Raw genomic sequence first — 14,500 nt, 5'->3', positions numbered from 1 at the left:
GCCAACTTCTTTCGTCATGCAATGAAAATTTCATTGAAAACTAAATTGGAAAATGTGTTCCATTTATGACTTTGCGTGCCTATAATCCGGACCGTCAGAGCGCGTTGTTTGAGGTAGTCAAGTCATTGATGCAGCGCGGAAAATGCACCGGGGAAGGCCCATGGCGGAAGAGAGCACAGAAGAGCTGCGTAGCGTCGAGGAATTGATGCAGCGCATCGCGGAAAACTACGAATCGCTGCCGCGCCAGCTCAAGAGCGTCGCGACCTACATCGAACAGCACAAGTCGAGCGTGATGGTGGATCGCACGAGCGATATCGCGACGAGTTGCGGCGTGCACCCTTCTGCGGTGGTGCGGTTTGCACAGCGTTTTGGCTTTACCGGATTTTCCGACCTGCAGGCGGTGTTCCGCCAGGCTTACACGGGTCAGGGAACGTCCTCGCCGAGTTATCAGCAGCGCATCCGCAAGCTGATCGACGACAAGCCCGGTGCGTTGTCCGGCGGCGCGGTGGCGCGGGAGTTCGTCGCGGCGTGCCGTGGCGGGCTCGACGAACTCGAGGAGAGTCTCGACGACACGCAGTTCGAAGCCGCCGTGAAGATGCTCCAGCAGGCAGAGAACATCTACGTGATCGGCGTGCGCCGGTCGTTTCCGGTGGCGAGCTACATCGTCTACGCGTTGCAGCACACGCCGAAGCGCGTGCACCTCGTGTCCGGATTCGGCGGCATGTATCGCGAACAGATTCGCAGTGTGAAGAAGGGCGATGTGGTGATCGCGATCAGCTTCGCGCCGTACGGCAAGGAAACGCAGTACTGCCTGCGCATTGCGCACCACCACCAGGCAAAAACGCTGGTGATAACCGACAGCCAGCTTTCACCGCTCTTGCGTTATGCGAGCGCGCAACTCTATGTGAAGGAAGGGAGCGCGTTCGCGTTCCGTTCGCTCACGAGCACCATCTGTCTGTGCCAGGCGCTCTTTATCGCGCTTGCGTACCGGCTCGAACTGAACGTCGAAGAATCGAAGGATATTGGAGGCTACGATGACTGAAGCGGTAAAGACGATTGATGTGGCAGTGTTCGGCGCGGGTCGCATCGGCCGGATTCACGCGGCGAATCTGGCGCGGCAACCGGGCGTGCGGTTGAAGTACGTCGTCGATGTGAACCGCGAGGCCGCGGCGGCGCTCGCTGAACAGCACGGCGCGCAGGTCGCGGATATCGACGGCGCGATGGGCGACGCGTCGGTGGACGCAACGGTGATCTGTTCCAGCACGGATACGCATGCGGACCTCATCCTCAAGTCGGCCGCGCAGAAGAAACATGTGTTTTGCGAAAAGCCCGTCGATCTGACACTGGAGCGCGCCCGCGCGTGTGCTTCGGCCGTTGAAAAGGCTGGTGTGGTCTGCATGATCGGTTTTCAGCGCCGCTTCGATCCGACGTTTTCGGCGCTGAAGGCGCGCATCGATGCAGGCGAGATCGGCACGCCGGAAATGCTCGTCGTGACGAGCCGCGATCCGGGCGCGCCGCCCGTCGAATACATCAAGCATTCGGGCGGCATCTTCAAGGACATGCTGATTCACGACTTCGACATCTTCCGCTGGATTCTCGACGACGAAGCCGAGACGCTCCACGCGACCGGCAGCTGTCTCTCCGATCCGGCGATCGCCGAGGCGGGCGACATCGATTCGACTGCCGTCACGATCCGCACGAAGCGCGGGCGTCTGTGCCAGATCAATACCGCGCGCCGCGCCGCTTACGGTTATGACCAGCGTTTCGAAGTGCTGGGTAGCGATGGCATGTTGCAGGCGGGCAATGTACGTCCGACCGAAGTGACCGCGTATTCGAAGACAGCGGTATCGAGCGACGTGCCCGAAGCGTTTTTCCTCGAACGTTACCGAGCGGCGTATGCGCTTGAAATCGCGCATTTCTTCGATGCGGTGACGCACGGCAAGCCGGTTCGCACGACGGTCGCCGACGGCATGAAGGCGCTTGAGCTTGCCGAAGCCGCGACGCGCTCGTGGCGCGAAGGCAAGGCGGTACGGCTCGGCGAGTAGGCGTTCCGCGCGGCGAACGCGCGCAGTGCGGTATGAACCCATGTGGGAGACAGTTCGATGAGCTCAGCAGTATCGGGTGTGCGGGTCGGCGTAGTGGGGCTGGGGCGTCTCGGCAGACGGCATGCGCAGAATCTGGCGTTTCGCGTGCCGGGCGCTTCGCTTGGCGCGGCGTGCAGCCCCGTGGAAGAAGAGCTTGAATGGGCGCGCGATTCGCTCCCGGCGACGCGTCTCTACCGCGATTACGCGTCGCTGCTCGCCGATCGCGACGTCGATGCGGTGTGGCTCGTCACGCCTTCGTCGCTGCACGCGCAGCAGATTCTCGATGCGTTGCGCGCGGGCAAGCATGTGTTCTGCGAAAAGCCGCTCTCGCTCGACGTCGCCGAGTGCGAGCGCGTGATTGCGGAAGCGGCGCAGTATCCGCACCTTCGCGTGACAATTGGTTTCATGCGGCGTTTCGATCCGAGCTATCGCAATGCGTTCGACCGTATCGAGGCGGGTTCGATTGGCCGTCCGTTCATGGTGCGCTCGCAGACGTGCGACCAGAACGATCCCGACGGCTTTTTCGTGCGGTTTGCGCCGACCTCGGGCGGTATTTTTCTCGACTGCAGCGTGCATGACATCGACGTCGCACGCTGGCTGCTGGGCAATCCGCGTGCGACGCGCGTATTCGCGAGCGGCACGATCGCGCTGCACGAAGGGCTGCGCGAATTCGGCGATGTCGACAATGGCGTGGCAATCTGCGAATTCGAAGGTGGCCGCCTCGCGATGTTCTACGCTTCGCGCACGATGGCGCACGGCAACGATACCGGCAGCGAAATAATCGGCACGGCGGGTTCGATGACGATTGGACGCGTTCCGCGCGCGAATCGCGTCGAGATTGCCGATGCATACGGCGTGCGCAGCGAATGCACGCCGACGTTCTTCGAGCGCTTCGAGGACGCTTTCCTGTGCGAGGCGCAGGCGTTCGTGTCGGCGGTGAAGGGTGGTGCGCAGGCCGGCGCGAGTCTCGCGGATGCGCTGGAGGCGACACGCATCGGCTGTGCGATGCGCGAGTCGCTCACGAGTGGGCAGCCGGTTGTACTGTGATTCCTGGGGCGGTGTTTCGTTGACGCTCGTCGTGGTGGCGTTGACGTGGAGCGCAGGTCCGGAGGGTGCGGTAGAATTTGACGCTCTGATGGCGTCCTTCTGGCGCCTCCTCCCGAAGGTCGATCCCCGATGCAGATCCAGATTCACAAGGAAGTCGATGCGCGCGGGCTGAACTGCCCGCTGCCCATCCTGCGCGCCAAAAAGGCGCTTGCCGACATGGAAAGCGGCCAGATTCTCAAGGTGCTCGCCACCGATCCCGGCTCCCAACGCGATTTCGCCGCGTTCGCCAGACAGACCGGCAATGAACTCGTCGAAGTTTCATCGCAGGACAAGGTTTTCACGTTTCTGATGCGGCGGCGGTAAACCACGCCGGGTGTCGTGTTTCGTCTGTCGTGTCGGTGCCCATTCGCCACCGTCGCCCATGAAAAAAGCGCTGTGCCCCCGATAAACGGAAGCACAGCGCCTTTTTGAACCCATCACTGCCGCGAAGCGGCTGTGTGATCCAGACAGCTTATCCTTCGAGCACCGGCGAACGCGTGCGCAGATATTCCTCGAAATCCGCGGCCACTTCCGGGTGACGCAGCGCGAATTCCACCGTCGCCTTCAGATATCCGAGCTTGCTGCCGCAGTCGAAACGCGTGCCGTGATACTTGTACGCTAGCACCTGTTCATCGGCGAGCAGCGATTGAATCGCGTCCGTCAGCTGTATTTCGCCGCCAGCGCCTGCCTTGATCGAACGGATGTGATGGAAGATGCGCGGCTTCAGCACATAGCGGCCGACGACGCCGAGGTTCGACGGCGCAACTTCCGGCGCCGGTTTTTCGATGATCCCCGACAGCTTGATGATCGAATCTTCCCATTCCTTGCCGTCGACGATACCGTAGGACTTCGTCTCTTCATGCGGGATTTCTTCGACGCCAAGCACCGAGCTGTGGTAATGATCGAAGACCTCGATCATCTGCTGCATGACGGGCGGCTTGCCGTACAGCAAGTCGTCCGCGAGGATGACGGCGAACGGATTGTCACCCACCAGCTTTTCGGCGCACAGCACGGCGTGGCCAAGACCCAGCGCTTCCGGCTGACGCACGTAGAAGCAGTCGACGTGACTCGGCTTGATGCTGCGCACGAGTTCGAGCAGCTTCTGCTTGCCGCGTGCTTCGAGTTCGGCTTCGATCTCATACGACTTGTCGAAGTGATCTTCGATCGCGCGTTTGCTGCGACCGGTGACGAAGATCATTTCCGTAATGCCCGCCGCCATCGCTTCTTCAACCGCATACTGAATCAGCGGCTTGTCGACGATAGGCAGCATTTCCTTGGGGCTCGCCTTGGTGGCAGGGAGGAACCGGGTGCCAAGACCAGCTACCGGAAAGACTGCTTTTGTAACTTTTAGCATGTGATTACCCTGGATCCTCTGGTTACAGTGCGTGCGAGATATCGGCTGTTAAAAACGCGCGTTCTGGTTCGATAATGGCGCCGTTACGGCTCCGCTAAAGTCCCGTTACGGTCCATACCGCGCAACAGGTTCGACCTTCAGGCCGGCAGACGTGCGAGTTGCGCGGTCAGCTTGCCAATGGTGGTCTGATATTCTGCCAGCCTTTTCTGCTCCTGCTCAACGACTACAGGCGGCGCCTTTGCAACAAAGCTCTCATTCTGAAGCTTGGCGTTACATTTCGAAACCTCTGCAGTCAGCCTTGCAATTTCCTTCGACAGGCGCTCGCGTTCCGCCCCGACATCGATCTCGACTTTCAGCACGAGCTTGTCATTGCCTACGATAGCAATCGGCGCGCCAGCGGCCTGCGCGTCGAGCGTTGCCTCATCGGCGATAATCTGCACCTCCGACAGACGGGCCAGCGCCTGTGCATACGGCGCGAACGTCTTCAGGCGCTCCGCATTGCCGGTAGCCAGAAGCGGTACCTTCACGGCGGGCGAAAGGCTCATCTCGCCGCGCAGGTTACGCGCCGCGTCGATGACCGCCTTCAGGTCAGAGACCCACTGCTCGGCCGCTTCGTCGATCTTCTTCGGCTCGGCTACCGGATAACGCTGCACCATGATCGATGCTTCACCTTCCGCCATGCCTTCCGGGTAGCTGGCCGCGAGCGGGGCTACCTTTTGCCAGAGCGCTTCGGTGATGAACGGGATCACCGGATGCGCGAGACGCAGCACGGTTTCGAGCACGCGAAGCAGTGTGCGGCGCGTTGCGCGCTGCTGCTCAGGCGTGCCGGTCTGGATCTGCACCTTTGCCAGTTCGAGATACCAGTCACAGTATTCGTCCCACACGAACTTGTATATGGCGTTTGCCACATTATCAAAACGATAGTCGGCGAAACCCTTCGCGACTTCCGCTTCGACGCGTTGAAGCAGCGACACGATCCAGCGGTCCGCCTGCGAAAAATCGGTGTAGCCGCCCGGGCCGCAATCGCCCGGCTGGCAGTCGCCCGGCTTGCTGAAACCGCAGTCGTGACCTTCGCAGTTCATCAACACGAAGCGTGTGGCGTTCCACAGCTTGTTGCAGAAGTTGCGATAACCCTCGGCGCGCGCGAGATCGAAATTGACGTTGCGGCCGAGCGTTGCCATCGACGCCATCGTGAAGCGCAACGCATCGGTGCCGAACGCCGGAATACCGTCCGGGAATTCCTTGCGCGTCTTCTTTTCGATTGACGCGGCCTGCTTCGGATTCATGAGGCCGGTGGTGCGCTTCGCGACGAGCGCATCGAGTTCGATGCCATCGACGATATCGATCGGGTCGAGCGTGTTGCCCTTGCTCTTCGACATCTTCTGGCCTTCGGCGTCGCGCACGAGACCATGCACATAGACGGTATCGAACGGCACGTTGCCGGTGAAGTGCGTGGTCATCATGACCATGCGCGCAACCCAGAAGAAAATGATGTCGAAGCCCGTGACGAGCACCGACGAAGGCAGGAAGTGCTTCAGTTCCTGCGTCTCGTTTGGCCAGCCAAGCGACGAGAAGGGCACGAGCGCCGACGAGAACCACGTGTCGAGCACGTCTTCGTCACGGCGCAACGCACCGGTGTAGCCTTTGGCGAGCGCCTGTGCCTTTGCTTCTTCTTCAGTCTTCGCGACAAAAATTTCGCCGTTTTCGCCGTACCACGCCGGAATCTGGTGGCCCCACCAGAGCTGGCGCGAAATACACCAGTCCTGGATGTTTTCGAGCCACTGGTAGTACGTGGTGGTCCAGTTCTCCGGCACGAATTTGATCTCCCCGTTGCGCACGACGTCGAGCGCCGTTTCCGCGATCGACTTGCCCGGATTGAACGTGCCTTCCGGCGCCGGCTTGCTCATGGCGACGAACCACTGGTCCGTCAGCATCGGCTCGATTGCGACGCCCGTGCGGTCGCCGCGCGGCACCATCAGCTTGTGCGGCTTGACCGATTCGAGAAGGCCGATGGCTTCCAGATCGGCCACAACCAGCTTGCGCGCGTCGAGACGATCGAGGCCGCGATATTTTTCCGGCGCGTTGTCATTGATCTTCGCGTCGAGCGTGAAGATCTCGATCTGCGGCAGCTTGTGGCGCAGGCCCACCTGGTAGTCGTTGAAATCGTGCGCGGGCGTAACCTTCACGACGCCCGTGCCGAATTCGCGATCGACGTAGTCGTCGGCGATGATCGGGATTTCGCGGCCGGTCAGCGGCAGTTTGACCATCTTGCCGATCAGATGCGCATAGCGCTCGTCTTCCGGATGCACCATGGCGGCGACGTCGCCGAGCATCGTTTCCGGGCGCGTGGTGGCGACCGTCAGATGACCGGAGCCGTCCGAAAGCGGATACTGGATGTGCCAGAGGTGGCCGTTTTCTTCCTCGCTCACCACTTCGAGATCGGAGACTGCCGTAAGCAGCACCGGGTCCCAGTTGACGAGGCGCTTGCCGCGGTAGATCAGGCCCTGTTCGTACAGACGGACGAACACGTCGCGCACGGCGGCGGACATCCTGTCGTCCATCGTGAAGTATTCGCGCGACCAGTCGATCGACGCGCCGAGGCGCCGCACCTGGTTTGTGATGGTCGAGCCGGATTCCTGCTTCCACGCCCACACCCGCTCGACGAATTTCTCGCGGCCCAGATCGTGACGCGACACCTTTTGGGCGTCGAGCTGACGTTCGACGACGATCTGCGTGGCGATACCGGCGTGGTCGGTGCCGGGGACCCACAGCGTATTCTCGCCAAGCATGCGGTGATAACGCGCGAGGCCATCCATGATGGTCTGGTTGAACGCGTGACCCATGTGCAGCGTGCCCGTGACGTTCGGCGGCGGCAGTTGAATCGAGAAATCCTTGCGGTCCGCATCCATCGTTGCGGCGCTGTAACCGCGTTTTTCCCATTCGGGACCCCATTGGGCCTCGATTGTCTGGGGTTCGAAACTCTTGGCAAGCGTGCTGTCGCTCATTATTGGAAGTCTGCCGAAAAATGCGTGAAAAGAAGCGGGGAATGCCCAATTATAAAGGCTCGCGCGGCCGGGAACGCGCGGGCACGCCTGAACTGGCCATCCGGACAGGGCAAGAGCCCGAAACAACGTACTGAAGTCCTGGCCGCCTGGCCAGTCCGGAAGGCTCGCCAGGGCATGAAGGGCGCCGGGACTTATAATGTCCGACGACCTGCCCCAATGTTGCTTCACCCCGCCGTCTACCCATCTCACATGCCCGATCTGCTAGCGAATCTGAACCCCGAACAACACGCCGCCGTCACGTTGCCGAACGAACCGGCACTCATTCTGGCTGGCGCCGGCAGCGGCAAGACGCGCGTGCTGATCACGCGGATCGCGTGGCTGATCCAGAACGGCTTTGCTTCGCCCGCCACGGTGCTCGCCGTCACGTTCACGAACAAGGCTGCCCGCGAAATGATGTCGCGTCTGCAGGCGCTCCTGCCGATCGACACACGCGGCATGTGGATCGGCACCTTCCACGGCCTGTGCAACCGCATGCTGCGCGCGCATCATCGCGACGCGGCGCTGCCGGCCACGTTCCAGATTCTCGATACGGCGGATCAGCTTTCCGCCATCAAGCGTCTGATGAAGGGTCTTAACATCGACGACGAGAAATATCCGGCGAAGAACCTGCAGTACTTCATCAACAACGCGAAAGAGCAGGGCCTGCGCCCGAAAGACGTCGACGCAACGGACAATTTCAACCGCAAGTTCGTCGAACTTTACGAAGCGTACGACCAGCAGTGCCAGCGCGAAGGCGTGGTCGATTTTCCGGAATTGCTGCTGCGCTGTTTCGAGCTGCTCGCGCACAATCCGCCGCTGCGCGCGCACTATCAGGCGCGTTTCCGGCACATTCTCGTCGACGAGTTTCAGGACACGAACAAGCTTCAGTACGCGTGGCTCAAGCTGCTCGCGGGCCAGACGAATTCAATTTTCGCGGTTGGCGACGACGACCAGTCGATCTATGCATTTCGCGGCGCGAATGTCGGCAACATGCGCGATTTCGAGCAGGAATTCAACGTACGGCATCTGATCAAGCTGGAGCAGAACTACCGTTCGCACGGTCACATTCTCGATGCCGCGAACCAGTTGATCGCGAACAATTCACGCCGTCTCGGCAAGAATCTGCGCACGGACGCGGGTCACGGCGAACCGGTGCGCGTGTACGAAGCCGCAACCGACACGCAGGAGGCCGGCTGGATCGTCGAGGAAATCAGGGCGCTCATCAATACCGGCACGTCCCGCAGTGAAATCGCGGTGCTGTATCGCAGTAACGCGCAGTCGCGCACGATCGAACATACGCTCGTGAATGTCGGCATTCCGTATCGCGTGTATGGTGGCTTGCGCTTTTTCGAGCGTCAGGAAGTGAAGCACGCGCTCGCGTATCTGCGCCTGATCGACAATCCGAACGACGACACCGCGTTCGCGCGCGTCGTCAATTTCCCGACGCGTGGCATTGGCGCGCGTTCGATCGAACAGCTGGCCGATGCCGCGCGTCTCTATAACGTTTCGATGGCAGCGGCGATTCCATATGTGACCGGCAAGGCGGGGTCGAGCCTCGGCACGTTTGCAACGCTGATCGCGAGGATGCGCGCGGAAACTCAGCAGATGAGTCTGCCAGAAACGGTTGAATACGTCGTGCGCACGAGTGGCCTTTCCGACTTCTACCAGAACGAGCGGGAAGGCCAGGACCGGCTGGAGAACCTGCAGGAACTGGTCAACGCGGCGGCCGCCTTTGTCAGCGAAGAGGGCTACGGCCTCGACACCCCGGCCCGCTCGATTCCGCTGCGCCCGGGTGCAACGACCGCGCCCGAACTCGTTACCGCGACTGACGACCCCAACACGGTCGTGCTCGACGCCGCCGCGCCGACCGACCCGGCGCAAAACCCCGACACGATGACGCCGCTCGCCGGCTTCCTGTCGCACGCGTCGCTCGAAGCGGGCGACAACCAGGCGCAAGCCGGCCAGGAAGCCGTGCAGCTGATGACCGTGCACGCGGCGAAGGGCCTCGAATTCACGGCGGTGTTCATCACCGGTCTCGAAGAAGGCCTGTTCCCGCACGAAAACAGCGCGATGGAATCGGACGGTCTCGAGGAAGAACGCCGTCTCGCGTATGTCGCGATCACGCGTGCGAAGGAACGGCTGTATCTGTCGTTCGCGCAAAGCCGGATGCTGCACGGCCAGACGCGTTACAACATCCGCTCGCGTTTCTTCGACGAATTGCCGCAGGAAACGCTGAAATGGCTCACCCCGAAAGTCGAAGCGGGCGCGCGCTGGGGTGGCCGCTCGGACAACGCCGGTTATGGACGCGACTGGTTTGCGCGTCCAGACCGCCAGCAGGGTTATACGGGTCCTGCGTCGTCGACTTCGGCGCCGCTGCCGGCGTTTGCCAACGAGCAGCGGGCTGCGGAAACGGGCTTTCGCGTCGGTCAGCAGGTGTTCCATACGAAGTTCGGCGAAGGCACGATCACGGCGCTCGAAGGCGGCGGCGCGGATGCGAAGGCGCAGGTCAAGTTCAAGCGGCACGGTGAGAAGTGGCTCGCGCTTGCCGTCGCCAAACTGCAGGCGGTGGAATGAGCACGACGTCGGCGCCCGATCGGGAAGCCGCGCGCCGTCCGCTCGGGGTGCTGGCGGCGCTGCCGCAGGAACTCGGCGATCTGCTGGGTGCGATGCGTGCTGAATCCGGCGTGCGTACCGTCACGCACGGCCAGCGCGACTATTACGTCGGAACGGTGCAGGGCACGCCCTGCGTTGTGACGCTGGCGCGGGTCGGCAAGGTGGCGGCTGCAGCCACGGTCAGCGCGCTGATTCACGTATTCGACGTCGAAGCAGTCGTGTTTGCGGGTGTCGCGGGCGGTGTTGGGAAAGACGTGCGGATTGGCGACATCGTGATCGCCGATACGCTGATGCAGCACGATCTCGACGCGTCGCCGCTTTTTCCGCGCTTCGAAGTGCCGTTGCTGGGCATTTCACGCTTTACCGCGGACAGCACGCTGTCGGCGCAACTCAACGCGGCCTGCGAGCGGTTCGTCGCGGAAGAGGGCAGCGCGCTGGCAACGCGCTTCGCTACGCTCGGGCCGCGCGTTCATCGCGGGCTGATTGTCAGTGGCGACCAGTTTGTCGCGAGCGCTGCGGCGGTTCAGGCGCTACGTGACGCATTGCCGGACGCGCTCGCCGTCGAGATGGAAGGCGCGGCGATCGCGCAGGTGTGCTTCGAGTACGGTGTGCCGTGCGCGATCGTGCGCACCATCTCGGATACGGCTGATGCGCACGCGCCGGCTTCGTTTGCCACGTTCCTCGTGGAGATTGCCGGCGCGTATTCAACCGGCATTCTCACGCGCTTCTTTCACGCGCGGGCGTGAGCGGCGGCGTCGGCCTTTACCGCCGCTTCGAGCCGCAGCGTCAGCCCACCACCCCATCCAGCGCTGCGCGAATCTGCGCGAGCGCGGCCGGATCTTCGATCGTCGGGAGGTCGCCCGGATCGCGGCCTTCGGCCAGCGCGGCAATCGCGCGGCGCAGCAGCTTGCCGGAGCGCGTCTTCGGCAGCATCGTCACCACATGGACGCGCGCCGGCCGCGCGATTGCGCCGAGATGCCGGTCGACGGTGAGCGCCAGACCGGTTTCCAGCGCAGTGCGGGACGCGGGGTCCGCGTAACGGTCCGGCTCGCGCAGCACGACGAACGCCAGCGCCACCTGTCCCTTCAGCTTGTCCGCGACGCCGACGACCGCCACCTCCGCGACCGCCGCGTGACCCGCCAACGCTTCCTCGATTTCGCGCGTGCCCAGCCGATGTCCGGCAACGTTGATCACGTCGTCCGTGCGGCCGAGGATCGTCACGTAACCGTCGTCGTCCTGGACGCCCCAGTCGAACGTCGAATAGAGCTGCTGGCCCGGCACACTCGACCAGTAGGTGTCCACGAAGCGTTGGTCGTCGCCCCAGACGGTCGTCATGCAGCCTGGCGGCAGCGGATAGCCGAGCGTGATCACGCCCTTTTCGCCGGGCGTGCACGGCTCGCCCGTGAATTCGTTGCGCACCGACAGGTTGTAGCCATATGCCGGCACGCCCGGTGATCCGAGCTTCGGCGGCAACGCTTCGACACCGCGCTGGATCGCGAGAATCGGCCAGCCGGTTTCGGTCTGCCAGTAGTTGTCGACGACGGGTTTGCCGAGCGCGTCGGTGATCCATGAAGCGGTCGGCTCATCGAGCGGCTCGCCAGCGAGAAACAGCGTGCGCAGGCTCGACAGGTCAGCGCGCTTCATGAACTTCGGATCCTGCTTCTTCAGCACGCGCAGCGCGGTCGGCGCGGTGAACATCAGGTTGATCCGGTACTGCTCGACGAGGCGCCACCAGATGCCTCCGTCAGGGCGGATCGGCGTGCCTTCGTACATGACCGTCGTGAGTCCCGCGATCAGCGGTGCATAGATGATGTAGCTGTGTCCGACCACCCAGCCGATGTCCGACGCAGTGAACATCGTGTCGCCCGCGCGGCCTTCGAAGATGTATTCCATCGACGCCGCGAGCGCCACCGCATAGCCGCCGACGTCGCGCTGCACGCCTTTCGGCCGGCCGGTCGTGCCCGATGTGTAGAGCACGTAGGAGGGCTCGCTCGATTCGAGCCATTCGCACGGCACATGCGCGTCGAAAAACTGCTCGCGCAGCGGTTCGTAGGCGACGAGGTAGCTCGCGTTGAGGCGTTCCGGCGCGAGTTGCCGGTCGATCAGCAGTACGTGCGGCGGCTTGTGCTGCGCCCGCGCCAGCGCCTCGTCGACGAGCGGCGTGTAATCGATCACCTTGCCGCCACGCGCGCCGGCATCGGCGGTGACGATCAGGGCGGGTTTGGCGTCGTCGATGCGGGCCGCGAGGTTGGGCGCCGCGAAGCCGCCGAACACCACCGAGTGAATCGCACCGAGCCGCGCGCACGCGAGCATCGCGAACACGGCTTCCGGAATCATTGGGAGATAGAGCAGTACGCGGTCGCCGCGTTTCACACCGAGTGAGCGCATGACGGCCGCCATGCGATTGATTTCGGCGTGCAGTTCGGCATACGTATAGCGGCGTTCGATGCCGGTTTCGGTCGAAACGTAGACGAGCGCGTTCTGCTGCGCGCGCGCGACGAGATGCCGGTCCACCGCGTTATGGCACAGGTTCGTGCGGCCGCCGGTGAACCACCGCGCGAACGGCGGATTCGAGCGGTCCAGCACGCTGTCGAACGGCGTCTCCCAGTGAATGCGTTGCGCTTCGGTGCCCCAGAACGTTTCCGGGTCATCGATCGAGCGGCGGTGGAAATCGCGATAACGGCTCATCTGCGGCGATCCTTCTGTGAATCGTTGAGCGGGACAGCGACCGGCCTGCACGTGCCCGCGCGTTCCGGCCACGCGGGTGGCTCGCGGGCAGTGCGTGCGCACAGCATAGAGCAGCGTAGCACCGTCGAACAACGCGGGTTCACCATGACTTGCCTGCATCTTGTGCCGCGACTGCGGGTGCGACCGGCGGTCCGCAAAAGAAAAGGGCGCCGCAGATGCGGCGCCCCGGAAGACAGCAGGCGAATCGGGCGCAATGCGCTCAGGCCTTGACCTTCCTGCGTTCAAGGTCGGGCAGGAACACCGTCAGCACGCCGATGAGCGGCAGGAACGAGCAGACCTTGTAGACGTACGCGATGCTCGTCGCGTCGGCCAGTTGGCCGAGCACGGCCGCGCCGACGCCACCGAGGCCGAACGCGAGACCGAAGAAGAGCCCCGCGACCATGCCGACCTTGCCTGGAATCAGTTCCTGCGCATACACGAGGATCGCCGAGAACGCCGACGCAAGCACCACACCGATCACGACGGTCAGCACGCCGGTCCAGAAGAGGTTTGCGTACGGCAGCAGCAGCGTGAACGGCGTCACGCCGAGAATCGACACCCAGATCACGTACTTGCGTCCGATGCGATCGCCGATCGGGCCGCCAATCATCGTGCCGGCAGCGACAGCCGCGAGGAACACGAACAGGTGGATCTGCGCGGCCTGGATGGGCAGATGGAAGCGATCGATCAGGTAGAACGTGAAATAGCTGTTGATACTCGCGAGATAGAAGTACTTCGAGAACACGAGCAGCACGAGTACGCCCATTGCGACGAGCACCTTGCTGCGCGAGAGCGTCGGATGGCCAACCTGCGCGCCGCGCGCCTTCTTCGTGGCCGGATGGTGTTTGTACCAGCGGCCGATCTGCGTCAGCACGACGATCGCGACGAGCGCGGCCACCGAGAACCACGCGATGCTGCGCTGTCCGTGCGGAATCACGATGAGCGCGGCGAGCAGCGGCCCGAGCGACGAACCGGCATTTCCGCCGACCTGAAACAGCGACTGCGCCATGCCATGTTTGCCGCCAGAAGCCATGCGCGCAACCCGCGACGACTCCGGGTGAAACACCGACGACCCGCAGCCGACCAGCGCCGCCGCCACCAGCAGTACGCCGAAGTTCGGCGCGACCGACATCAGGAGCAGGCCCGACAGCGTGAAGCCCATGCCGACCGGCAGCGAGTACGGCTTCGGATGCTTGTCCGTATAGCTGCCGACAAGCGGCTGCAGCAGCGAAGCGGTGATCTGGTAGACGAGCGTGATAAGCCCGATCTGCCCGAACGACAGCGAGAAGTTGTCCTTCAGCATCGGGTAGATGGCGAGGATCAACGACTGGATCATGTCGTTGAGCATGTGCGTGAAGCTGATTGCGCCGAGCACGGAGTAAACCGTGCGCTGCGGGCTGGCGGCAGCGGGCGGCGCGGCGCCCAGGGTGCGTTTGTCGAGGCTCGTTTCCATAAATATCGAAAAGGGGCTGAAAAAAATTGTCGTGCGGCCGGCGATGCATTGCGCCGCGACATCAGGACGCAGCCATCAGCATTTATTTGCCGGTTTTTATCTGTTAGTCCGCACAGTGTAGTTTGGCTTGTAAGAATTG

Annotated in this window: 10 protein-coding genes; 6 read left to right on the top strand and 4 right to left on the bottom strand. The window is 62.7% G+C overall.

What is annotated here, in order from left to right:
* The first annotated feature begins 160 nt into the window (after positions 1–160).
* The 4 genes from LPA36_RS17095 to LPA36_RS17080 all read left to right on the top strand — a co-directional run bounded on the left by LPA36_RS17095 (position 161) and on the right by LPA36_RS17080 (position 3,494).
* Entirely contained in the window at positions 161–1,042 is an 882-nt protein-coding gene (locus tag LPA36_RS17095; RefSeq protein WP_228878985.1) for a MurR/RpiR family transcriptional regulator, read from the top strand.
* A complete protein-coding gene (iolG, locus tag LPA36_RS17090; RefSeq protein WP_228878983.1) occupies positions 1,035–2,045 on the top strand; it encodes an inositol 2-dehydrogenase in 1,011 nt (336 codons plus the stop codon). Before LPA36_RS17095 ends, iolG begins: the two co-directional genes overlap by 8 nt.
* A gap of 57 nt (positions 2,046–2,102) precedes the next feature.
* The gene (locus tag LPA36_RS17085) at positions 2,103–3,131 is read left to right on the top strand and encodes a Gfo/Idh/MocA family oxidoreductase (protein ID WP_228878980.1); all 1,029 of its coding nucleotides are present in this window, start codon (positions 2,103–2,105) and stop codon (positions 3,129–3,131) included.
* Positions 3,132–3,266: 135 nt separating this feature from the next.
* A complete protein-coding gene (locus LPA36_RS17080) occupies positions 3,267–3,494 on the top strand; it encodes a sulfurtransferase TusA family protein (RefSeq protein ID WP_228879720.1) in 228 nt (75 codons plus the stop codon).
* Between the two features lie 148 nt (positions 3,495–3,642).
* Here the strand turns inward: LPA36_RS17080 and galU are convergent, their stop codons facing one another.
* Positions 3,643–4,524, bottom strand: coding sequence for a UTP--glucose-1-phosphate uridylyltransferase GalU (gene galU, locus LPA36_RS17075; RefSeq protein WP_228878978.1), 882 nt, complete (start codon positions 4,522–4,524; stop codon positions 3,643–3,645).
* 137 nt (positions 4,525–4,661) lie between these two features.
* Positions 4,662–7,529, bottom strand: coding sequence for a valine--tRNA ligase (locus LPA36_RS17070; protein ID WP_228878976.1), 2,868 nt, complete (start codon positions 7,527–7,529; stop codon positions 4,662–4,664).
* A 249-nt stretch (positions 7,530–7,778) separates the two neighbouring features.
* Between LPA36_RS17070 and LPA36_RS17065 the strand changes: the two genes are divergently transcribed.
* A complete protein-coding gene (locus tag LPA36_RS17065) occupies positions 7,779–10,142 on the top strand; it encodes a UvrD-helicase domain-containing protein (protein WP_228878975.1) in 2,364 nt (787 codons plus the stop codon).
* Positions 10,139–10,927: a 5'-methylthioadenosine/adenosylhomocysteine nucleosidase gene (locus tag LPA36_RS17060; protein ID WP_228878974.1), complete on the top strand. Its 789-nt coding sequence runs from the start codon at positions 10,139–10,141 to the stop codon at positions 10,925–10,927. The genes LPA36_RS17065 and LPA36_RS17060 overlap by 4 nt, the downstream gene beginning before the upstream one ends.
* Positions 10,928–10,967: 40 nt before the next feature.
* Here the strand turns inward: LPA36_RS17060 and LPA36_RS17055 are convergent, their stop codons facing one another.
* Together LPA36_RS17055 and LPA36_RS17050 are read right to left on the bottom strand one after the other, a co-directional pair.
* A complete protein-coding gene (locus tag LPA36_RS17055) occupies positions 10,968–12,869 on the bottom strand; it encodes a propionate--CoA ligase (RefSeq protein WP_228878967.1) in 1,902 nt (633 codons plus the stop codon).
* Positions 12,870–13,128: 259 nt separating this feature from the next.
* Entirely contained in the window at positions 13,129–14,361 is a 1,233-nt protein-coding gene (locus tag LPA36_RS17050) for an MFS transporter (protein ID WP_228878964.1), read from the bottom strand.
* Positions 14,362–14,500 lie beyond the last annotated feature (139 nt).

It is taken from the genome of Paraburkholderia saeva (assembly GCF_907164555.1).
Lineage (GTDB): Bacteria > Pseudomonadota > Gammaproteobacteria > Burkholderiales > Burkholderiaceae > Paraburkholderia > Paraburkholderia saeva.
Note: the sequence above shows the minus strand (reverse complement) of the source record. Positions and strands in the feature narration are given on the sequence as shown.